Here is a 19,817-nt window from a genome sequence, read left to right on the forward strand (position 1 = left end):
TGGTCCGATGAGCGCTGCTTCCGACGTCGGCTATCACGCCCAGCGCCATGCGCGCTGGCACTACGGCGAAATCGCCTTCTGGGTCATCATGCTGGCCTGCGGTTTCCTGTTCCCGTCGCGCTACCTGATCATGACCGACATCCTGCGGCTCGCGCTGTTCACGATGTCGCTCGACCTGATCCTCGGCTATGCCGGCATCGTCTCGCTGGGACACGCGGCGTTTTTTGGCGTCGGCGCCTACGCGGCCGGCCTGTTGTCCCTGCACGGCATCATCGCCGAACCCGTGCTGGCGCTGATTGCCGCGGGTCTCGCCGCGATGGTGCTGGGCTTTGCCACGAGCTTCCTCGTGATCCGCGGCGTCGACCTGACACGGCTGATGGTGACGCTCGGCATCGCGCTGCTGCTGGAGGCGCTCGCCGAGCGCTTTTCCAACATCACCGGCGGCACCGACGGCCTGCAGGGCATCGAGATGCAGCCGATCTTCGGCGTGCTCGCCTTCGACATGTTCGGCAAGACCGGCTTCTTCTACTCGCTCGCCGTGCTGTTCCTGCTGTTTCTGTTCGCCCGCCGCGTGGTGAACTCGCCGTTCGGCCTGTCGCTGCGCGCGATCAAGAACAATCCGCTGCGGGCTGCCGCCATCGGCATCCCCGTCAATCGCCGCCTGATCGCGATCTACACGCTGGCGGCCTTTTATGCCGGCATTGCCGGCGCGCTGTTCACCCAGACTACCGCCATCGCCTCGCTCGACGTGTTCTCGTTCGAGCGCTCCGCCGACCTGATGCTGGTGCTCGTAATCGGCGGCACCGGCTATCTCTATGGCGGCTTGATCGGCGCGGTCGTGTTCCGGATGCTCCAGGAGCTGTTCTCCACCATCACCCCGCAATACTGGCAGTTCTGGATCGGCCTGGTGCTGGTCGTGATCGTGCTGGTTGGCCGTGAGCGGCTGCATCGCTGGGTGCTGTTCGTGCCCAATTTGATCATCAAGCAGGTGGCCGGACGCAAGGCTGTCATCGCCGTTCCGGAGAGCGACGCATGACCATCGTGCTCGAAACCAAGAACCTCGAAAAGCAGTTCGGCGGCCTGCGCGTGACGCGCGATCTGTCGCTGAAAGTGGAGCAGGGGGCGCGGCACGCCCTGATCGGGCCGAACGGCGCCGGCAAGACCACGGTGATCAACCAGCTCACCGGCGTGCTCAAGCCGAACTCCGGCAGCATCCTGCTCGAAGGTCACGACATCACCGATATGCCCGTGCACAAGCGCGTGCTGCGCGGCCTGTCGCGCACCTTCCAGATCAACCAGCTCTATGCCGACCTGACGCCGCTCGAGACCATCGGACTCGCGGTGTCCGAGCGCCTCGGCCATGGCGGCGACTGGTGGCGGCGCATGGGCACGCGCGACGACGTCAATGGCGAGATCGCAGAGCTGCTGAAGCGCTTCCACCTGCTCGACGCCATGAACGAGCCAACGGTGACGCTGCCTTACGGCAAGCAGCGCCTGCTCGAGATTGCGGTTGCGATCGCGGCCAAGCCGCGCGTGCTGCTGCTCGACGAGCCCGCCGCCGGCGTGCCCGAGAGCGAGCGCCACGACATCCTCGCTGTTGTCGCCAGCCTGCCGCGCGACGTCACCGTGCTCCTGATCGAGCATGACATGGATCTCGTGTTCTCCTTTGCCGACCGCATCTCGGTGCTGGTCTCCGGCGCGCTGCTCACCGAAGGCCCGCCCGATCAGGTGGCGCGCGATCCGCAGGTGAAGGCGGTCTATCTGGGCGAGGAGGCGATCGATGTCTGACCTGCTCGCGATCGACACGCTTCGCGCCGGCTACGGCGAGGCGGTGGTGCTGCCCAACATGTCCCTGCGTCTCGCTGAAGGGCAGGTGCTGGCGCTCCTGGGCCGCAACGGTACCGGCAAGACCACGCTGATCAACTCCATCGTTGGCGTCACCCGGCGCTTCTCAGGCAGCGTCTCGCTTGCGGGTGCCGACATCACGGCCTTGCGGGCCGACCAGCGGGCGCGGGCCGGCATCGGCTGGGTGCCGCAGGAGCGCAATATATTTCGCTCGCTCACGGTCGAGGAGAACATGACCGCGGTGGCGCAGCCCGGTCCGTGGACGGTCCAGAAGGTCTACGAGATGTTCCCGCGGCTCGAGGAGCGCCGGAACAACTTTGGCAACCAGCTCTCCGGCGGCGAGCAGCAGATGCTGGCGATCGGCCGCGCGCTTACCCTCAATCCAAAAGTGCTGCTGCTGGACGAGCCGACCGAGGGCCTTGCCCCGATCATCGTCGAGGAGCTGTTGAAGGCGCTCGGCACCATCACCCGGTCCGGCGGCATCTGCTCGATCATCGTCGAGCAGAATGCGCAAAAGATTCTGGGGCTGGCCGACCGCGTTGTGATATTGGAGCGCGGAACGATCGTCCACGACGCCCCCAGCGCCGCGCTCAAGGCCGACCCGTCGGTGCTCGAGCGCTACCTCGGCGTAGCAGGGGCGGCCGCACATTAAAATCTCGGGAGTTGAGACCATGCAGCGAACCAAAGCCCCCTTCCGCGCCGACGAGGTCGGCAGCCTGTTGCGCCCGGCCAAGATCAAGGAAGCGCGCGCGAAGCTGGAGAAGGGCGAGATTTCCGCTGACGATCTGCGCAAGATCGAGGACATGGAGATCGAGAAGGTCGTGCACAAGCAGGCCTCGATCGGGTTGAAGCTCGCGACCGACGGCGAATTCCGCCGTTCCTGGTGGCATTTCGACTTCCTCGCCAAGCTGACGGGCTGCGAGCTCTTCCACCCCGACACCGGTATCCAGTTCGCGGGTGTCGAGACCCGGCACGACGCGATACGGGTGATCGACAAGCTCGACTTCCCCGACAGCCACCCGATGCTGGATCACTTCCGCTTCCTGAAGAAGTACGCCGACCAGGCTCACGTCACCGCGAAGATGACGATCCCGTCGCCGGCCGTGCTGCATTTCCGCGGCGGCCGCAAGTCGATCTCCAAGGACGTCTATCCCGATCTCGACGCCTTCTACGAGGATCTCGGCAAGACCTACCGCAAGGCCGTGAAGGCCTTCTACGACGCCGGCTGCCGCTATCTCCAGTTCGACGACACCGTGTGGGCCTATCTCTGCTCGCAGGACGAGTTGAAGAAGGCGCGCGAGCGCGGCGACAATCCGGACGGCCTCCAGCAGATCTACGCGCGCATCATCAACTACGCGCTGGCAGAGAAGCCCGCCGACATGGTGGTGACGACGCATGTCTGCCGCGGCAATTTCCGCTCGACCTGGATCTCCTCGGGCGGCTACGAGCCGGTCGCGGAGACCATGCTCGCTGGCACCAATTACGACGGCTATTTCCTTGAGTACGACAGCGATCGCGCCGGCGGCTTCGAGCCGCTGCGCTTCCTGCCCAAGGGCAACAAGGTCGTCGTGGTCGGCGTCATCACCTCGAAGTTCGGCGAGCTCGAGAAGAGGGACGACATCAAGCGTCGTCTCGAAGAGGCCGCCAAGTTCGCCCCGCTGGAGCAGCTCGCGCTCTCCCCGCAATGCGGCTTCGCCTCGACCGAGGAAGGCAACATCCTCTCCGAGGAGGAGCAGTGGGCGAAGCTGAGCCTCGCCGTCGAGATCGCGAAGGAAGTGTGGGGCCAGTAAACCCCACGCACCGTCTTTAGAGACGGTGAACTCGCGCATCCCTTCGGTGTCGTCCCGGACAAGCGCGCCCTAAGCGCGCGCCGAGCCGGGACCCATAACCACAGGAAGTGGTTGTGGCGCGAGATCGGGGTTACGAGTCTTCGCCAAGCCTGATCCTGGGGTTATGGATCCCGGATCTGCGCGCCGCTCCGCGCGCTTGTCCGGGACGACACTGGAGTTTGAGGGGCGTGACTTCCGCCTCACTGCAGGCGGCAAGTGTCTGCCGTCACTTCTCCGCCAGATACACCTCACCCAGCAGCGACGAGTTCGACCACGGCACCTGCTTGTTTTTGGTGCCCGACACCACCTCGGCCCGCACCCGCGTCAGCATCTGCTGCACTTCCAGCCCGCGTGTGCCGATGTGGTGCGAGAGCGCGGCCGAGAAGGGCGAGTTCGCGCCTTCGCCGTCGAGCGCGACCTGGCCCGGCGCGGTCGCGAATGCGATCAGCGTGCCGGCCCCGAGCGTTGCGCCTGCGCCGAGGCTTGTGGGCGCAGCGAGACCCGAGGCGCCTTCGATGGCACGGTTGGTGCCGGCGGCCGCCACCTGCGGCGCCATCGGGTTGTTGCGGCAGGCGTCGAAGATCAGGATGTTGGTGCGGACCTGGTCGTCGAGACCGGCCATGATCGTGTCCATGTCGATCATCGCTTCCGTCATGCTGCTGCCGGCCTTGAGCTCGACATCGACGGGAATGAGATAGTTGCGGCCGTCGACCTGTACACCGTGGCCGGCATAATAGACGATCGCCACCTGGGCCCGCGCTGCCTCGCGCAGGAAGTCGCGCGTGACCTTCTGCATCGCCGCGCGGTCGAGATCGACGCCCTCGGATACCGTAAAGCCAATGTCGCGCAGACTTTTCGCCACCGCTCGTGCGTCATTGGGCGGATTGGGCAGCGCCTTCACATGCGCATAGGCGCCATTGCCGATGATCAGCGCCATGCGCTTGCCGCGCGCCGTCGTGGCGGGAGCGGGCGGTGGTGCAGGCGTCGCGGTCGAGGTCGGCGCAGTCGTCGTCTTCTGTTGCTGGGCGGACGATGGCGTATCGTGTGGCGTCGGCGTGGTTGCGTCCGTCAGCAACGACAGGCGGACCCTTGCCGTGGCCTGATTGGCCTTGCTGCCGGCATCCGATGCGGTGAGCTGGAGTAAGGCCTTGTAGTCGTCCCGCGCGTGCGGGTAGTCGCCCTTGGCCTCATAGGCCAGCGCGCGATGGGTATAGCCCGTGATCAGCACGCTGTTGGGCGGCGTCATGATATTGACCGGCGGGTTCTCCCGGGCGACCCGGATCGCGTCGGTGCCGTCGGCAATCGCCCGGTCGAAATCGCCCCGCGCGCGCCAGATCGCGGTGCGGTTGATCAGCGGCTGCGGCAGGCTCGGATCGAGCCGGATCGCCTGGTTGATGTCGGCAAGTGCGCCGTCGAGATCGCCCAGTGCCTGTTTCGAGATGCCGCGGTTCTGGAACGCGAACGCCGATGGGGCGATCTTGATCGAGGCGTCGTAGTCGGCGATCGCTCTGGCGTAGTCGCCCTTGGCGCGCCAGGCGTTGCCGCGATTATGGAGAATCGTGCCATCAGGCGGGCCGAGCTTGAGTGCATCGTCGTAATCGGCGATCGCGATGTCGTACTCGCCCTTGTGGTAATAGGCCCGACCGCGCAGGTCATAGCCCGCCTGGCTCGGTGCGAGCCGAAGACCTTCGGTGGCATCAGTGATGACCTTGCCGTAATCGGCCTTCTTGTTCCAGCCGATCGCGCGCCAGAAATAGATGTTCGCCAACTGCGCGCCCTGGAACACTTTCAGTGCAATGATCTTGTTGCAGGCGTCGATCTGCTGATCCGCCGGCGTGGTGCTGGTGGTGCAGAGCGGCCCGAGCTGGTTGCGCGCCTGCGCGAGACAGGGAGCCGACCACAGGGCCATAGCGAGCAAGGCAAGCGCGCGTAGCAGGTGACGCAACGGAAGCATCCTACTTCTCCGCCAGATACACCTCGCCGAGCAGCGAGGAGTTCGACCACGGCACCTGCTTGTTCTTCGTGCCCGACACCACTTCGGCCCGCACCCGCGTCAGCATCTGCTGCACTTCCAGTCCGGGGGTGCCGATGTGGCGGGAGAGCGCGGCCGAGAACGGTGAGTTGGCGCCTTCACCGTCGAGCGCGACCTGGCCCGGCGCGGTCGCAAAGGCGATCAACGTGCCTGCGCCCAGCGTCGCGCCTGAGCCGAGGCTCGTCGGCGCGGCGAGACCAGATGCGCCTTCGATGGCACGGTTGGTGCCGGCAGCCGCCACCTGCGGCGCGATCGGATTGTTGCGGCAGGCATCGAAGACCAGGATGTTGGTGCGGACATGGTCGTCGAGGCCGGCCATGATCGTGTCCATGTCGATCATCGAGGCCGTCATGCTGGCGCCGGACTTGAGCTCGACGTCGACGGGGATGAGATAATTGCGGCCGTCGATCTGCACGCCGTGCCCGGCGTAGTAGACCACGGCGAGCTGCGCCTGCGCCGCATCGCGCAGGAAGTCGCGCGTCATCTTCTGCATCTTGGCGCGGTCGAGGTCGACGCCCTCCGTCACCGCGAAGCCGATGTCGCGCAGGCTTTTCGCAACCGCACGCGCGTCGTTGGAAGGATTGGGCAGCGCCTTGACGTGCGTATAAGCGCCGTTGCCGATCACGAGCGCCATGCGCTTGCCGCGGCTCGCGCTGTCCGGCGACGCGGGCGGTGAGGTGGTCTGCCCCTGGGGCGCACTGTCGGCCTTCTGCGGCTGCGCCGGATCGGCCGGGGCATCGCGCGGTGTCGGCGCGATGTCGGACAGCAGCGACAGGCGCACCTTGGCAGTCGCCTGATTGGACTTGCTGCCCGCATCCGAAGCGGTCCCCTGAAGGGTCGAGCGGTAATCGTCCTTGGCGTGCTCGACGTCGCCCTTTGCCTCGTAGGCAAGGGCGCGGTGGATATAGCCCGCGATCAGCACGCTGCCCGGCGGCGTCAGGACCGCGAGCGGCACATTGGACTTGGCGAGCCGGATCGCGTCGCTGCCGTCGGCGATCGCGCGATCGAAATTGCCCTTGGCGCGCCAGATCACGGTGCGGGTGATCAGTGGCGCCGGAAGTCTTGGATTGAGGCGGATCGCCTCGTTGACGTCGGCAAGTGCGCCGTCGAGATCGCCAAGCTTCAGTTTCGTGGAGCCGCGATTGTCGTAGAAGTAGGCCTCGCCGGGATAGAGCCGGATGGCCTCGTTGTAATCAGCAAGCGCCTTGGCGTAGTCGTGCTTGGCCTTATAGGCGTTGGCGCGGTTGTGAAGGATGAGCCCGCTTGCCGGTCCAAGCTTCAGCGCGTCGTTGAAATCCGCGATCGCGATATCGTTCTCGCCCTTGTCGAAATAGGCCGATCCCCGCAGGTTGTAGAGCGCCTGGTCCGGCGCGAGCCGGATCCCCTCGGTGGTATCTGATATCACCTTGTCGTAGTCGCCCTTCTTGTTCCAGCCGACCGCGCGCCAGAAATGGACCGTGGCGAGCTGCCCACCTTTGAAGACCTTGAGCGCGATGATCTTGTTGCAGGCGTCGATCTGCTGATCGGCCGGCGTGCCCTCGCTGGTGCAGAGCGGCCCGAGCTGCGCGCGGCTCTGCGCGAAGGAGGGGGCGGACCAGACAGAGGCAAGGAGGAGGGAGAGCGCGACGGGAAGGCAGCGCATGAAGGCCTCGGAAACGCGAAAATGAAAAGAGATCGTCCATCTGTTTGTCGCCGCCGCTAGACGGACGGTTCAGCCCCGGGGGTGCTGCGGCGCAAGCTTTACTTCTTTGGCTGGCGGGTGCGGACCTCGATGACGCCGCCGGCCATCTGCACGTCGAACCGGGACAGGAAGCTCATGCCGAGCAGACCGTCGATGCCGGGGCCATAGCTCTTGTCGTCCACGTTCTGGATCGCGACCGGGACGTTGCTTGCCTCCAGCTTGCCGAGCGAGACCTTGTCGGCTTTGGCGAGCTTGGCCTTGATCTGTCCGTTGGCCGTCACGAGTGTGATCTCGCTGGCGCCCGAATCGGGGATTTTCGCCCGGCTCGCAAACGTGGATCTGACGGACACATAGCTGGCGCCGGTATCGAGGATGAACATCCCGGACACGCCATTGATCTGCGCCTTCACGGTGACGACGTTCCTCTGGCCGTGGAGCGGAAAGGTTTCCTTCCGAGGCTCGGTCGACGCGATGCAGTTGCCCTGGCTTTCGTAGTCGGCGATGATCTTTCGGGTCTGGCTCGTATCGCGATTCATCGGATCGAGCGCAATCCACAGATTGATCGGTGCCGTCGCCTCGCAGAACTGCTTGAGCGCCGCATAGGCGCCGGCCATGCGCAGGAAGACACGGCTCGAGATCGTTTTCTTGTCCGCGCCATAGAGCTCGATCGCATCCGAGTAGTCGACAAGCGCGCGGCGGTAGTCGCCGGCGCCTTCCAGCGCGACGCCCCGCAGATAATGCGCCTCCCGATTTGAAGGCGCCCGCCGCATGAATTCGTCGGCGACCTCGACGGCTTTCGGGTAGTCGGTCAGCTTCAGGTAGATGTTGATCGACCGATGCAACGCGTTCAGAGGTGCGCCGCAGTTCAAGACGAACTTGTAGAGCCCGTCAGCGGCCTTTCGCCGGTAACCGAGTTTTTCCAGCATCAGCCCAAGATCGCTGATGCTCTACTGGTCGCACGGCTCGCGCTTCAGCTCTTCCAGTCGCAGCCAGACATACGGGTCGCGCGCAGCCTGGACGGGCAGGGCGCCGATCCTTTCATAGACCGATGCGAATAGTTCGTCGGGATTCTCGTCCAGGTAACCTGCGCGTGCGCCGCCCGATAATGCCGCCAGAAGACAAGCGGCGAACCAAAACAACCTGAACATGCCCTGCCCCGAACATCCCCCGTCGCCACGTATACCGATAAGTGTGGGGACGGCCAAACGCACGATGGGGATGTCCCTGGAGGGGCTTGGCGCGGCCTATCGCAAGGGAATGGAATAATTCCAGAGGGTATTCCCTGAGTGGGCAGAATTTGCTAGGAGGTTGAGCCCAACATCGCTGCCCACCACGTCCCACCCAATGAAAAACGACGAAATCCTGAGCCAGATCACCGAGTTCTGCCGCAAGGCGGACATGGCGGAATCGACGTTTGGCCGGCGTGCGGTGAACGATGGGAAGCTGGTGCACCGCCTGCGCGAGGGAAAGCGCATCACCATCGACACGCTGGACCGGATCCAGGCCTACATGGCCGCATCGACCGGCGGCCTGCCGCCGCCGCGGGGACTTCAGGTGCCCCCGGAAAAGCGCGATCCGCGCGGCAATTTCCGCTTCTTCGAGAACCGGCAGAAATACCTGCTGTTCGTCCACACCTGCAGCGAGAAGCGGGTGGTCGCAGACAGGGTTGCGCTTGAGCTCGCCACCATTCACCCGCGCCCGCCGGCCCTGCGCATATTCGATGCGGGCGTCGGCGACGGCACGGTGCTGGCGCGGGTGCTGCGCGCAACGCACCAGCGCTTCCCACACATGCCGTTCTATGTCGCCGGCAAGGAGCTCAGCCTCGAGGACCTGCGCCTGACGCTGGAGAAGGTGCCGGATCGCATTTTCGAGCATCCGGCATCGGTGTTCGTCTTCACCAACATGTTCTACTCGGAGGCACCCTGGCTCGCGCCGGCATCGCCGGCGGCGGCGGCTGCGACCGTCTGGCACGAAGTTCCGCTGCGGGGCGCTTCAACGGGCGAATTCGAGACCCAGATCGCCGAGCTGAAGCCATTCCTGGAGCAGAACTGGCGGGCGGCGATCAGCCCAAGCACCGCCATGCCGCTCTATGAACGACCCGTCGTGCTGGTGCTCTATCGCGAGGACCACAGGTTCCTGCTGGATTCGACCATTCCGCGGCCGGGTCAGACCGAGGCCAATTTCGACCTTGTTATTGCATCCCAGCCATACCGTGCCCTGTCCTCGGTCAATTTCCGGGCAAAACGCATCATTGCGCCCCTGGCACGGGCACTTCGGCCGGGGGCCGGCTCATCGGTATTCACTCCCATGGCCACGATCCCGGCATGGAAATGATCCAGGCGATCTGGCCTGGAGAAAATCCTTTCTCGGTGAGCCGGCATGAGCTATTGCGCGCCGTTAAGTATGAGCTCGGTTCGTTGGGCCGGGACCTAAATTTTAATGCTTATGCGGATAACCGTTCGATCTTCAGGTATGATATGGAAGCGCTGCCCAACGAGGTGACGGGTACCATCGGAACCTCGACGGCCTTTGCAGCGTGGAATGCGGCGGTGTATGTGGCGCAGATCGAGGACGACCGGTTGACAGAAATGACTCAAAACGGCCGCACTCTGGATGCTGCCCGGGACGTGCTGCGAAAGTACAACGGGCTCTGGTTTCTCGACGAATCCTACGTCATCTCGCGACGGCGTGATTGACATAATTCATACGTAAACATCGCAAACGAACCGCCGAGAGCGGCGGAACAAGGGGTTACTGATGCGCGCGTCTTATCTCTTCACCAGCGAGTCCGTGTCCGAGGGCCATCCGGACAAGGTCTGCGACCGGATCTCCGACGAGATCGTCGATCTGTTCTATCGCGAGGGGCCGAAAGCCGGCATCGACCCGTGGCAGATCCGCGCCGCGTGCGAGACGCTCGCGACCACCAACAAGGTCGTGATCGCCGGTGAGACCCGTGGTCCGAAGTCCGTCACCAACGAGCAGATCGAGAGCGTCGTGCGCGCTGCGATCAAGGACATCGGCTACGAGCAGGAAGGTTTCCACTGGAAGACCGCTGACATCGAGATTTTGCTGCATCCGCAGTCGGCCGACATCGCGCAGGGCGTCGACGCGCTGCAGCCGGGCGAAGTCAAAGAAGAGGGCGCGGGCGACCAGGGCATCATGTTCGGTTACGCGACCAACGAGACGCCGGACCTGATGCCGGCGCCGATCTTCTACGCCCACAAGATCCTGCGCCTCATCTCCGAAGCGCGTCACTCCGGCCGCGAGAAGGTGCTCGGTCCTGACTCCAAGAGCCAGGTCACCGTGCAGTACGAGAACGGCAAGCCGGTCGGCGTGCGCGAGATCGTGGTGTCGCACCAGCATCTGGTCCCCGATCTCACCTCGAGCCAGGTGCGCGAGATCGTGGAGCCCTATGTGCGCGAGGCGCTGCCGAAGGACTGGATCAACGGCAAGACCATCTGGCACATCAACCCGACCGGCAAGTTCTACATCGGCGGTCCCGACGGCGACTCCGGCCTGACCGGCCGCAAGATCATCGTCGACACCTATGGCGGTGCTGCTCCGCATGGCGGCGGCGCGTTCTCCGGCAAGGATCCGACCAAGGTCGACCGTTCGGCAGCTTACGCGGCGCGCTATCTCGCCAAGAACATCGTCGCTGCCGGTCTCGCCGACCGCTGCACGCTGCAACTCGCTTACGCCATCGGCGTGGCGCGTCCGCTGTCGATCTACATCGACACCCACGGCACCGGTAAGGTGTCCGAGGACAAGCTCGAGAAGGCGGTGGCGCAGGCGATGGATCTGACACCGCGCGGTATCCGCAGCCATCTCGACCTCAACCGCCCGATCTATGCGCGCACCTCGGCCTACGGTCACTTCGGCCGCACGCCGGACAACGAGGGCGGCTTCTCCTGGGAGAAGACCGATCTCGTCGAGCCGCTGAAGCGCGCGGTTTAATTCTCGCCGTCATTCCGGGGCGGTCCGAAGGACCGAACCCGGAATCCCGAGATTCCGGGTTCGCGCTCTGCGCGCCCCGGAATGACTTTTTCAAACAACAGGACACTCGCAATGAACGCCAAGCCCGGCTTCACCGATTACATCGTCAAGGACATTTCGCTCGCCGATTTCGGCCGCAAGGAGCTCTCGCTGGCCGAGACCGAGATGCCCGGCCTGATGGCCACCCGCGAGGAGTTCGGCCCGAAGCAGCCGCTGAAGGGCGCGCGTATCGCTGGCTCCCTGCATATGACGATCCAGACCGGCGTGCTGATCGAGACGCTGGCAGCACTCGGCGCCGACATTCGCTGGGTCTCCTGCAACATCTATTCTACGCAGGACCACGCCGCGGCGGCGATCGCAGCCGCCGGCATTCCGGTGTTCGCGGTCAAGGGCGAGACGCTGAAAGACTACTGGGACTACACCGCAAAACTGTTCGACTGGCACGGTGGCGGTCACCCGAACATGATCCTGGACGACGGTGGCGACGCCACCATGTACGTCCATCTCGGCCTGCGCGCCGAGAACGGCGACACCGCGTTCCTGGATAAGCCGGGTTCGGAAGAAGAGGAAGTGTTCTTCGCGCTCTTGAAGAAACAGCTCAAGGAAAAGCCGAAGGGCTACTTCGCCGCGATCGCCAAGAGCATCAAGGGTGTTTCCGAAGAGACCACCACGGGCGTGCATCGTCTCTACGACATGCAGAAGGCAGGCACGCTGCTGTGGCCGGCCATCAACGTCAACGACAGCGTCACCAAGTCGAAGTTCGACAATCTCTATGGCTGCCGTGAATCGCTGGTCGACGGCATCCGCCGCGGCACCGACGTGATGATGTCGGGCAAGGTCGCGATGGTCGCGGGCTTCGGCGACGTCGGCAAGGGTTCTGCGGCTTCGCTGCGCCAGGCCGGCTGCCGCGTCATGGTCTCCGAGATCGATCCGATCTGCGCGCTCCAGGCCGCGATGGAAGGCTACGAGGTCGTGACCATGGAAGACGCGGCGCCCCGCGCCGACATCTTTGTCACGGCCACCGGCAACAAGGACATCATCACGATCGAGCACATGCGCGCGATGAAGGATCGCGCCATCGTTTGCAACATCGGCCACTTCGACAACGAGATCCAGATCGCGGGTCTGCGTAACCTGAAGTGGACCAACATCAAGCCGCAGGTCGACGAGATCGAATTCCCCGATAAGCACCGCATCATCATGCTGTCGGAAGGCCGCCTCGTGAACCTCGGCAACGCGATGGGTCATCCGTCCTTCGTGATGTCGGCCTCCTTCACCAACCAGACGCTGGCGCAGATCGAGCTCTTCGCCAACAACAAGGACGGCAAGTACAAGAAGGAAGTCTACGTGCTGCCGAAGTCACTCGACGAGAAGGTCGCGCGTCTCCACCTCGCCAAGATCGGCGTCAAGCTCACCGAGCTCCGCAAGGACCAGGCCGACTACATCGGCGTGAAGCAGGAAGGCCCGTACAAGTCGGACCACTACCGCTACTGAGGTCCGATCGCCTCGAGACACACAGAAGCCCCGGCGTGAGCCGGGGCTTTTTTGTTGGTTATCGGTCTGATACTCTCATAGGTAGAGCCAAAATAAGCCTGCCATCTCTGCAGCGGGCGGCCCATTTCCCGACACATATTGTCAGACACCGAAATCATTTTGGAGGGAGTGCGATGTCCAACGAAGCCGCCAACGTCAAGATATTGCAGGAAGCCTATCGCCAGTGGCACGAGAGCAAGGGTGGCAGCGTCAACTTTTGGTTCACGGACGTGGTCGCCGAGAAGGTCAGCTTTGGATCGGCGCCGCGCGGCGCCGCTCCGCTGCAATTTGCCAGGCAGTATCACGACAGCACTGAGCTACACGGGTATTTCAACGACCTGTTGGGGAACTGGGCCATGCAGTACTACAGGATCGACGAGTATATCGCGCAGGGTGACGTCGTCATCGCTCGCGGCCACACGGCCTGGACCAACAAGAAGACGGGCAAGACCGCTGATACGCCGAAGATGGATTATTGGCGGTTCAAGGACGGCAAGGCCATCGAGTTCTACGAATATTTCGACACGCAATGCGTCGCGCTAGCCGCGACATGACGAAGGCAGCGATCCGTCGCGGCCTTGCGGGCGAGAGAGTCCGCAAGGCCATCGATGCGGCGTGCAAAGGATGGGGACACCTTGCTTGCGAGGTCCCCCGTCTTGCGCATCATTTCTTGATGCCGCAGGTATTGGTGTTCTTGCACTGGCTGCCGAGGCCGCCGTCGATCGTGCAAGGGTTACAGAACTTGGGCCGATTGCTGCCGGCCGTGACGCAGTTTGGGCTGCCGGGCCGGCAGTTGGCGGAGGCGGTGTCCACCGCGAACGACAGGACCGTCAATGCAAGCAGGGTCGCAGAGAGAATGCGGGTCATGGCTGTCTCCTTGGGTTGGGTTCCTCTCGTGAGGACGACAGGAGTTTGAGCACGCGCGGGCACGATTTTCTGTGCGACGGATCACGCGTTCGTCGGGCAGGGCAGTCCGTTCTTCGGTTCTTGCGGATTGACTGGTTCCATCACCGATTGGACAATCGCAGGCGGCGGAGGGAAACATGCAAGAACATTTCGACGTGCTGATCGTCGGTGCCGGCTTGTCCGGCATCGGCGCGGGCTATCATTTGCAGACGAAGTGCCCGACCAAGAGCTACGTCATCCTGGAAGGTCGCGCGTGCAGCGGCGGCACCTGGGATTTGTTCCGCTATCCCGGCATCCGGTCCGACAGCGACATGTTCACGCTCGGCTATTCCTTCAAGCCGTGGACCGATCCGAAGGCGATCGCCGACGGCCCGCAGATATTGAAGTATGTGCGCGAGACGGCGGCCGAGAACGGCATCGACAAGAAGATCCGCTACGGCCATCGCGTCAAGCGTGCGTCGTGGTCGACGGGCGATGCGCGCTGGACCGTCGAGGCCGAGCGCGTGACGGGCGAGGGCGCAACCGAGACCGTGCGCTTCACCTGCAATTTCCTGTTCATGTGCGCCGGCTACTACAAATACGAGCAGGGTTACACGCCGGAGTTCAAGGGCACCGCGGATTTCGCGGGCCGTATCGTGCATCCGCAGAAATGGACCGAGGACATCGATTATGCGGACAAGCGCGTCGTCGTGATCGGCTCGGGCGCGACGGCCGTGACGCTGGTGCCGGAGCTCGCGAAGAAGGCCGCGCAAGTCACCATGCTGCAGCGCTCGCCGACTTATGTTGTGTCGCGTCCGGCGCAGGATCCGGTCGCCAACAAGCTGCGCCGCAATCTGCCGACCACGCTCGCCTATCATCTGATCCGCTGGCGCAACGTGATGTGGGGGATGTTCTTCTTCCAGCTCAGCCGCCGCCGGCCGGACAAGGTGAAGAACCTGATCCTCGGCGGCGTGCGCATGGCGCTTGGGCCCGACTATGACGTCGCGACCCACTTTACGCCGCGCTACAATCCCTGGGACCAGCGCCTCTGCCTGGTGCCCGACGGCGATCTGTTCAAGGCGATCCGCGAGAAGCGGGCCGCCGTCGTCACCAACGAGATCGACACGTTCACGACGGACGGAATCCGCCTCAAGGATGGCAGCCAGCTGGACGCCGACATCATCGTCACCGCGACCGGATTGGTGCTGGAGGTCGTTGGCGGGCTCGAGGTCAGCGTCGACGGCCGTCAGGTCGATTTCGCCAACACGCTGACCTACAAGGGCATGATGTACGCCGACGTGCCCAACATGGCCTCCGCCTTCGGCTATACCAACGCATCGTGGACGCTGAAATGCGACCTGACCTGCGAATATGTCTGTCGCCTCATCAACTACATGGATCGGCATAATTATCGGCAATGCATGCCGCATAATACCGACACCACGGTCACGCCGCAGCCTTCGCTCGACTTCTCGTCCGGCTATGTGCAGCGCTCGATTGCCAAGATGCCCAAGCAAGGCTCGAAGCGCCCGTGGAAGCTCTACCAGAACTATGCCTTCGACATCGTGACCTTGCGTTTCGGCAAGGTCGACGATGGCGTGATGCAATATTCCTGATTGCTGTTGTTGTTTTCCCGTCCCGTTCAGTGGCCGGCGCTCTGGCCGCCGTCGACGTGGAGGATCTCGCCGGTCACGAAGCCGGCCTGCTCGAGGTAGAGCACGGCGTCGACGACATCGGACATCTCGCCCATGTGCCCAACTGGATGCAGCGGGTTGAGGAAGGAATGTGTTTCGACCGGGTGCATCGGCGACTTGATCACGCCGAGAGCGACGGCGTTGGCACGGATTCCGCGCTTGGCGTATTCGATCGCAAGCGACTTTGTTGCGGCGTTGAGCCCGCCCTTGGTCAGCGAGGCCAGCACTGATGGAACGTTCGAATTCGCGTGATCGACGAGGCTCGTGGAGATCTGCACGACGTGGCCCGAGCCCTGCTTCTCCATCTCGGCAATGGCGAGCTGGGTGATGCGGAAGAAACCGGCGACGTTGACACCGAGCACGTTCGCATAGTCTTCGGCCGTGTACGCCGTGAAGGGTTTTGCGACGAAGATGCCGGCATTGTTGACCAGCGTGTCGACGCGGCCAAAACGGTCCTTCGCGGCGGCAACCACCCGCTCGGCGGTGGCCCAGTCGGCGATATCGCCGGCAACGGTGAGGACGCCGTCGTCGTTGGACGGCTTGATCGACCGGGCGGTTGCGACCACGCGATAATTGCGGTCGCGATAGGCCTGGACGAGGGCGGCGCCGATGCCTTGCGATGCGCCGGTAATGATTGCGACTTTCTGCTCGATACCCATGGAAATCTCCTGTTGGCTGTCTGGGGTTGAATCGGTGCCGATCGGCTGCGGTGGCGGTGGATCGGCTTGCCGCGAGAGGTAGGCCGGCAGGGGATCGACGCGAAGCCACGCTGGCCGAGCGACACTGTTGCGCGTTGCGAGCGAATGCCGGATGCGGCCCCGTCGGTTGTCGCAAGAGTGGCGAAGCCCTAGGTTGGGCGCAGGGCTCACGTGACGCCGACGGGGGACGCATGGATCGTCTGGATACGATGAAGGTCTTCGTCGTTGCGGTCGACGAGGGGAGTCTCGCAGCCGCCGGCCGCAAGCTCGGACGCTCACCCGCGGCTGTCAGCCGCGCCATCGCCTTTCTGGAAGAGCGGGTCGGCACCGAGCTCCTTCACCGCACCACGCGATCGATCAAGCTCAGCGAGGAGGGCGAGCGCTATGTCGCGATCTGCCGCCGCGTGCTGACCGAACTCGAGGAAGCCGACATCGTCGCGGCGGGGCCGCGTGCGGCGCCACGCGGCATGCTCTCGCTGACGGGGCCGGTGGTTTCGGGCGAGATGGTGCTGCAGCCGATCCTTGATGCGTTCCTGGACGCCTATCCGACCGTGTCGGCGCGGCTCCTGCTGCTCGACCGCGCCGTCAACCTGATCGAGGAGGGTTTTGACATCGCGCTCCGCATCGGTCAGCTCTCGGATTCAGCGATGGTCGCGACGCGGGTTGGCGAGGTGCGCCGCCTCGTGGTGGCCGCGCCGCGCTATCTGAAGCAGCATCCGCGCATCGAGGAGCCCGCCGATCTCGCAAAACACCAGATCATCGGCATGGCTCATATCCCGAATTCGTGGACCTTTGCACCCGCCGGGAAATCGTCCGTGCCGCGGACCGTCCAGATCACGCCGCGTCTCGTGAGCAACAGCACCTACGCCGCCGTGGCCTCGGCCGTCAGCGGGCGCGGCGTGGCGCGCCTGTACTCGTACCAGGTGGCCGAGCAGGTGAAGAAGGGCAATCTCGAGATCGTGCTCGCCGACGACGAGGATCCGCCGATGCCGGTGCATGTGATCACACCGCAGGGACGACTGTCGGTGCCGAAGGTGCGTGCCTTCATGGACTTCGCTGTGCCGCGCCTGAAGAAGCAATTCGCGATTCTGGCGAAGGACATCGGAGATCGCTGAATTGTTATTCGATCGTGACACGAAAGTGTGTCTCTCGGCTGCCTGCGTTCGTCTTGATTGGGCCTAATTCTGCGCCGAACACGCGACGCGTCGCCGCCCGCTTTCCCAATACAAGAGACAGACATGTCCGATCCTATCGACCACGCTCGCCGTCGCTTCATCTCGTCTGCTGCCATGACTCTCGCGGCTGCGCCGATCGTCTTCAACGATGTCGCCGTTGCGCAGACTTCGCCAGCGCGGCCGGCCATCAAGCCCGGCACGACCAAGGCGTTTGCGGCCCTGAAGCAGATCGACGCCGGCGTTCTCAATGTCGGCTATGCCGAGGCGGGACCTGCCGACGGTCCCGCGGTCATCCTGCTGCACGGCTGGCCCTATGACATCCACAGCTTCCTCGACGTCGCCCCGGCGTTGGCAGAGGCCGGCTATCGCGTCATCGTCCCGCACCTGCGCGGCTACGGCACCACGCGCTTCCTCTCTGGCGAGACCATGCGCAACGGCGAGCCAGCCGCACTGGCCACCGACATCGTCGCGCTGATGGACGCGCTGGGAATCAGGCAGGCGACGCTCGCGGGCTACGATTGGGGCGCGCGAACCGCCAACATCGTCGCGGCGCTCTGGCCGGAGCGCGTCAAGGCCATGGTCTCGGTGAGCGGCTACCTGATCTCAAGTCAGGAGGCCGGCAAGATGCCGTTGCCGCCGAGCGCCGAGCTGCAATGGTGGTACCAGTATTATTTCGCGACCGAGCGCGGCCGCGAGGGTTATGCGAAGAACCGGCACGACTTCGCCAAGCTGATCTGGAAGCTGGCCTCACCGAAATGGGACTTTGACGATGCCACCTTCGACCGCAGCGCGGCGTCGCTCGACAATCCTGACCATGTCGACATCACGATCCACAACTATCGCTGGCGGCTTGCTCTGGCGGAGGGGGAGGCGAAATACGCCGAGCTCGAGAAGCGGCTGGCGGCGGCGCCCGTGATCACGGTGCCGACGATCACGATGGAAGGCGATGCCAATGGCGCGCCGCATCCGCCGCCCGCGGCCTATGCCAAGAAATTCTCCGGTAAGTACGAGCACCGGACGATCGACGGTGGCATCGGGCACAACCTCCCGCAGGAAGCCCCGCAGGCTTTTGTCGAAGCCGTCCTTGATGTCGCCAAGGCGTGAACCGCCCTCTGCGTTGTTTTGCGTATAACGACCCTGGCCTGAATCGGCCATGCTCGCCAAACGGTTAACGCCGGATTAACCGGCGGGCCCTAGGCTGTCTCGGCTGGGGTGCTCGCATCGAGGGGAGCCCAATGGAAGCCCAGAAGATCGCGATCGACGCCATCGTGGCGTTGACCGAGTGCGACCGTGACGCGGTGGCCGCCTTCATTCGCCGGATGTACCTCGCCGGCGTCAGGGACCCCAAGCGCCTGACCTTCAAGGGACTGCAAGCGCTGGGGCGGGCGTGATCCGATCCGTTTCAGCCTGACTCCAGGTACGGGAACCCGCCTGCGGCGCCTTGCCGCTGGGCCTGCGGCGGGTTACACGCATCTCCGGCTGGTCACTGGGGATTGGGGAAATGCTGAGACAGCTCTTTGCGCCGCAACTTGTCATCCTCTATGTGCTTGCGGCATCTACTATTTACGTTCACTTCCGGGGCAAGCAGCGGCTGCGTTTCGCCCGCCAGCTTGGCGATCATTCCACCTATCTCGCACCCTATAATGTGCTGATGTATGCGGGCTCGGCCGTTCCGAACGAGCCGGTGATCTCGGTCAAACAGTTCCCGGAACTGCAGCCGCTCAGCGACAATTGGGAGACTATCCGCGACGAGGCGGTGCGGCTGTTCGACGAGGGTTTCATTCGCGCGGCTGCCAAGAACAATGACTGGGGCTTCTATTCGTTCTTCAAGAGCGGCTGGAAACGCTTTTACCTGAAGTGGTACGACGACTTCCTGCCGTCCGCGCGGACGCTGTGCCCGAAGACGGTCGAGCTCCTCAATTCGATCCCGAGCGTGCACGGCGCGATGTTCGCGATGCTGCCGCCGGGCGGCAAGTTAGGGGCACACCGCGATCCCTTCGCTGGCTCGCTGCGCTATCACCTCGGGCTCGTCACGCCGAACTCGAACAAGTGCCGCATCCTGGTCGACGGCGTCGAATGCGTCTGGCGCGACGGCGAAGCCTTCATGTTCGACGAGACCTTCATCCACAGCGCGGAGAATGCGACCGACGTCAACCGCATCATCCTGTTCTGCGACGTCGAGCGCCCGATGAAGTACGGCTTCATGACCGCGATGAATCGCTGGGTCAGCCACCACATCGTCAAGGCCTCCGCGACGCAGAACGTCGACGGCGAGAATGTCGGCGTGCTCAACAAGGTCTTCGGCAAGCTCTACGAGATCCATCTCGGCAGCCGCAAGGTCAAGGAATGGAATCGCAACGTCTACTACACGCTGAAATATTCGCTGACGGCGCTGATCCTCGGCCTCATCGTGATGTCGGCGTTGAGGTGATCGGCGCAGTCGCGGCTAGTC

Annotated in this window: 18 protein-coding genes and 1 pseudogene; 13 read left to right on the forward strand and 6 right to left on the reverse strand. The window is 63.8% G+C overall.

Annotated elements, in window-relative coordinates:
- The first annotated feature begins 7 nt into the window (after positions 1-7).
- From KUF59_RS15240 to KUF59_RS15255, 4 genes are read left to right on the forward strand one after another with little or no spacing between them, the layout of a single operon-like run.
- Positions 8-1,036, forward strand: coding sequence for a branched-chain amino acid ABC transporter permease (locus tag KUF59_RS15240; protein ID WP_212457596.1), 1,029 nt, complete (start codon positions 8-10; stop codon positions 1,034-1,036).
- The gene (locus KUF59_RS15245) at positions 1,033-1,788 is read left to right on the forward strand and encodes an ABC transporter ATP-binding protein (protein WP_212457595.1); all 756 of its coding nucleotides are present in this window, start codon (positions 1,033-1,035) and stop codon (positions 1,786-1,788) included. The genes KUF59_RS15240 and KUF59_RS15245 overlap by 4 nt, the downstream gene beginning before the upstream one ends.
- Positions 1,781-2,497, forward strand: coding sequence for an ABC transporter ATP-binding protein (locus KUF59_RS15250; RefSeq protein WP_212457594.1), 717 nt, complete (start codon positions 1,781-1,783; stop codon positions 2,495-2,497). The genes KUF59_RS15245 and KUF59_RS15250 overlap by 8 nt, the downstream gene beginning before the upstream one ends.
- A gap of 19 nt (positions 2,498-2,516) precedes the next feature.
- Positions 2,517-3,635, forward strand: coding sequence for a cobalamin-independent methionine synthase II family protein (locus KUF59_RS15255; protein ID WP_212457593.1), 1,119 nt, complete (start codon positions 2,517-2,519; stop codon positions 3,633-3,635).
- A 265-nt stretch (positions 3,636-3,900) separates the two neighbouring features.
- On the opposite strand, the gene KUF59_RS15260 is transcribed toward KUF59_RS15255, so the two are convergent.
- The 4 genes from KUF59_RS15260 to KUF59_RS15275 form a co-directional block, all read right to left on the reverse strand.
- Positions 3,901-5,619: a caspase family protein gene (locus KUF59_RS15260; protein ID WP_212457800.1), complete on the reverse strand. Its 1,719-nt coding sequence runs from the start codon at positions 5,617-5,619 to the stop codon at positions 3,901-3,903.
- 10 nt (positions 5,620-5,629) lie between these two features.
- The gene (locus tag KUF59_RS15265) at positions 5,630-7,348 is read right to left on the reverse strand and encodes a caspase family protein (protein WP_212457592.1); all 1,719 of its coding nucleotides are present in this window, start codon (positions 7,346-7,348) and stop codon (positions 5,630-5,632) included.
- Positions 7,349-7,446: 98 nt separating this feature from the next.
- Complete coding sequence (locus tag KUF59_RS15270) at positions 7,447-8,313, reverse strand: aspartyl protease family protein (protein WP_249140220.1); 867 nt, start codon at positions 8,311-8,313, stop codon at positions 7,447-7,449.
- 21 nt (positions 8,314-8,334) lie between these two features.
- On the reverse strand, positions 8,335-8,535 hold the full coding sequence (locus KUF59_RS15275; RefSeq protein WP_249140219.1) for a hypothetical protein: 201 nt from the start codon (positions 8,533-8,535) through the stop codon (positions 8,335-8,337).
- A 196-nt stretch (positions 8,536-8,731) separates the two neighbouring features.
- On the opposite strand from KUF59_RS15275, the pseudogene KUF59_RS15280 reads away from it, so the two are divergent.
- From KUF59_RS15280 to KUF59_RS15295, 4 genes and pseudogenes are all read left to right on the forward strand, one after another.
- A pseudogene (locus KUF59_RS15280) lies at positions 8,732-10,083 on the forward strand (hypothetical protein).
- A 61-nt stretch (positions 10,084-10,144) separates the two neighbouring features.
- Positions 10,145-11,341, forward strand: coding sequence for a methionine adenosyltransferase (gene metK / locus KUF59_RS15285; protein ID WP_212457590.1), 1,197 nt, complete (start codon positions 10,145-10,147; stop codon positions 11,339-11,341).
- A 111-nt stretch (positions 11,342-11,452) separates the two neighbouring features.
- On the forward strand, positions 11,453-12,874 hold the full coding sequence (gene ahcY / locus KUF59_RS15290) for an adenosylhomocysteinase (RefSeq protein WP_212457589.1): 1,422 nt from the start codon (positions 11,453-11,455) through the stop codon (positions 12,872-12,874).
- A 173-nt stretch (positions 12,875-13,047) separates the two neighbouring features.
- Positions 13,048-13,467, forward strand: coding sequence for a nuclear transport factor 2 family protein (locus KUF59_RS15295; RefSeq protein WP_212457588.1), 420 nt, complete (start codon positions 13,048-13,050; stop codon positions 13,465-13,467).
- A gap of 109 nt (positions 13,468-13,576) precedes the next feature.
- Here the strand turns inward: KUF59_RS15295 and KUF59_RS15300 are convergent, their stop codons facing one another.
- Positions 13,577-13,780: a hypothetical protein gene (locus KUF59_RS15300; RefSeq protein ID WP_140978049.1), complete on the reverse strand. Its 204-nt coding sequence runs from the start codon at positions 13,778-13,780 to the stop codon at positions 13,577-13,579.
- Between the two features lie 176 nt (positions 13,781-13,956).
- Here KUF59_RS15300 and KUF59_RS15305 point away from each other — a divergent pair, with 176 nt between their 5' ends.
- Complete coding sequence (locus tag KUF59_RS15305) at positions 13,957-15,414, forward strand: flavin-containing monooxygenase (RefSeq protein ID WP_212457587.1); 1,458 nt, start codon at positions 13,957-13,959, stop codon at positions 15,412-15,414.
- A 26-nt stretch (positions 15,415-15,440) separates the two neighbouring features.
- Here the strand turns inward: KUF59_RS15305 and KUF59_RS15310 are convergent, their stop codons facing one another.
- Entirely contained in the window at positions 15,441-16,151 is a 711-nt protein-coding gene (locus KUF59_RS15310) for an SDR family NAD(P)-dependent oxidoreductase (RefSeq protein WP_212457586.1), read from the reverse strand.
- A gap of 230 nt (positions 16,152-16,381) precedes the next feature.
- Between KUF59_RS15310 and KUF59_RS15315 the strand changes: the two genes are divergently transcribed.
- The 4 genes from KUF59_RS15315 (at position 16,382) to KUF59_RS15330 (ending at position 19,796) form a co-directional block, all read left to right on the forward strand.
- A complete protein-coding gene (locus tag KUF59_RS15315; protein ID WP_212457585.1) occupies positions 16,382-17,305 on the forward strand; it encodes a LysR family transcriptional regulator in 924 nt (307 codons plus the stop codon).
- 123 nt (positions 17,306-17,428) lie between these two features.
- The gene (locus KUF59_RS15320) at positions 17,429-18,469 is read left to right on the forward strand and encodes an alpha/beta fold hydrolase (RefSeq protein ID WP_212457584.1); all 1,041 of its coding nucleotides are present in this window, start codon (positions 17,429-17,431) and stop codon (positions 18,467-18,469) included.
- Positions 18,470-18,600: 131 nt separating this feature from the next.
- Entirely contained in the window at positions 18,601-18,756 is a 156-nt protein-coding gene (locus KUF59_RS15325; protein WP_212457583.1) for a hypothetical protein, read from the forward strand.
- A gap of 110 nt (positions 18,757-18,866) precedes the next feature.
- On the forward strand, positions 18,867-19,796 hold the full coding sequence (locus KUF59_RS15330) for an aspartyl/asparaginyl beta-hydroxylase domain-containing protein (protein ID WP_212457582.1): 930 nt from the start codon (positions 18,867-18,869) through the stop codon (positions 19,794-19,796).
- The last annotated feature ends 21 nt before the right edge of the window (positions 19,797-19,817 follow it).

Origin of the sequence: Bradyrhizobium arachidis, from assembly GCF_024758505.1 — a bacterium.
Classification (GTDB): Bacteria; Pseudomonadota; Alphaproteobacteria; order Rhizobiales; family Xanthobacteraceae; genus Bradyrhizobium; species Bradyrhizobium manausense_C.

Coding starts and splice junctions, on each gene's coding strand:
- KUF59_RS15310 (WP_212457586.1), bottom strand. CDS start 16,151: ATGGGTATCGAGCAGAAAGTCGCAATCATTACCGGCGCATCGCAAGGC.
- KUF59_RS15250 (WP_212457594.1), top strand. CDS start 1,781: ATGTCTGACCTGCTCGCGATCGACACGCTTCGCGCCGGCTACGGCGAG.
- KUF59_RS15305 (WP_212457587.1), top strand. CDS start 13,957: ATGCAAGAACATTTCGACGTGCTGATCGTCGGTGCCGGCTTGTCCGGC.
- KUF59_RS15300 (WP_140978049.1), bottom strand. CDS start 13,780: ATGACCCGCATTCTCTCTGCGACCCTGCTTGCATTGACGGTCCTGTCG.
- KUF59_RS15320 (WP_212457584.1), top strand. CDS start 17,429: ATGTCCGATCCTATCGACCACGCTCGCCGTCGCTTCATCTCGTCTGCT.
- KUF59_RS15265 (WP_212457592.1), bottom strand. CDS start 7,348: ATGCGCTGCCTTCCCGTCGCGCTCTCCCTCCTCCTTGCCTCTGTCTGG.
- KUF59_RS15275 (WP_249140219.1), bottom strand. CDS start 8,535: ATGTTCAGGTTGTTTTGGTTCGCCGCTTGTCTTCTGGCGGCATTATCG.
- KUF59_RS15325 (WP_212457583.1), top strand. CDS start 18,601: ATGGAAGCCCAGAAGATCGCGATCGACGCCATCGTGGCGTTGACCGAG.
- ahcY (WP_212457589.1), top strand. CDS start 11,453: ATGAACGCCAAGCCCGGCTTCACCGATTACATCGTCAAGGACATTTCG.
- metK (WP_212457590.1), top strand. CDS start 10,145: ATGCGCGCGTCTTATCTCTTCACCAGCGAGTCCGTGTCCGAGGGCCAT.
- KUF59_RS15330 (WP_212457582.1), top strand. CDS start 18,867: ATGCTGAGACAGCTCTTTGCGCCGCAACTTGTCATCCTCTATGTGCTT.
- KUF59_RS15315 (WP_212457585.1), top strand. CDS start 16,382: ATGGATCGTCTGGATACGATGAAGGTCTTCGTCGTTGCGGTCGACGAG.
- KUF59_RS15255 (WP_212457593.1), top strand. CDS start 2,517: ATGCAGCGAACCAAAGCCCCCTTCCGCGCCGACGAGGTCGGCAGCCTG.
- KUF59_RS15240 (WP_212457596.1), top strand. CDS start 8: ATGAGCGCTGCTTCCGACGTCGGCTATCACGCCCAGCGCCATGCGCGC.
- KUF59_RS15245 (WP_212457595.1), top strand. CDS start 1,033: ATGACCATCGTGCTCGAAACCAAGAACCTCGAAAAGCAGTTCGGCGGC.
- KUF59_RS15270 (WP_249140220.1), bottom strand. CDS start 8,313: ATGCTGGAAAAACTCGGTTACCGGCGAAAGGCCGCTGACGGGCTCTAC.
- KUF59_RS15295 (WP_212457588.1), top strand. CDS start 13,048: ATGTCCAACGAAGCCGCCAACGTCAAGATATTGCAGGAAGCCTATCGC.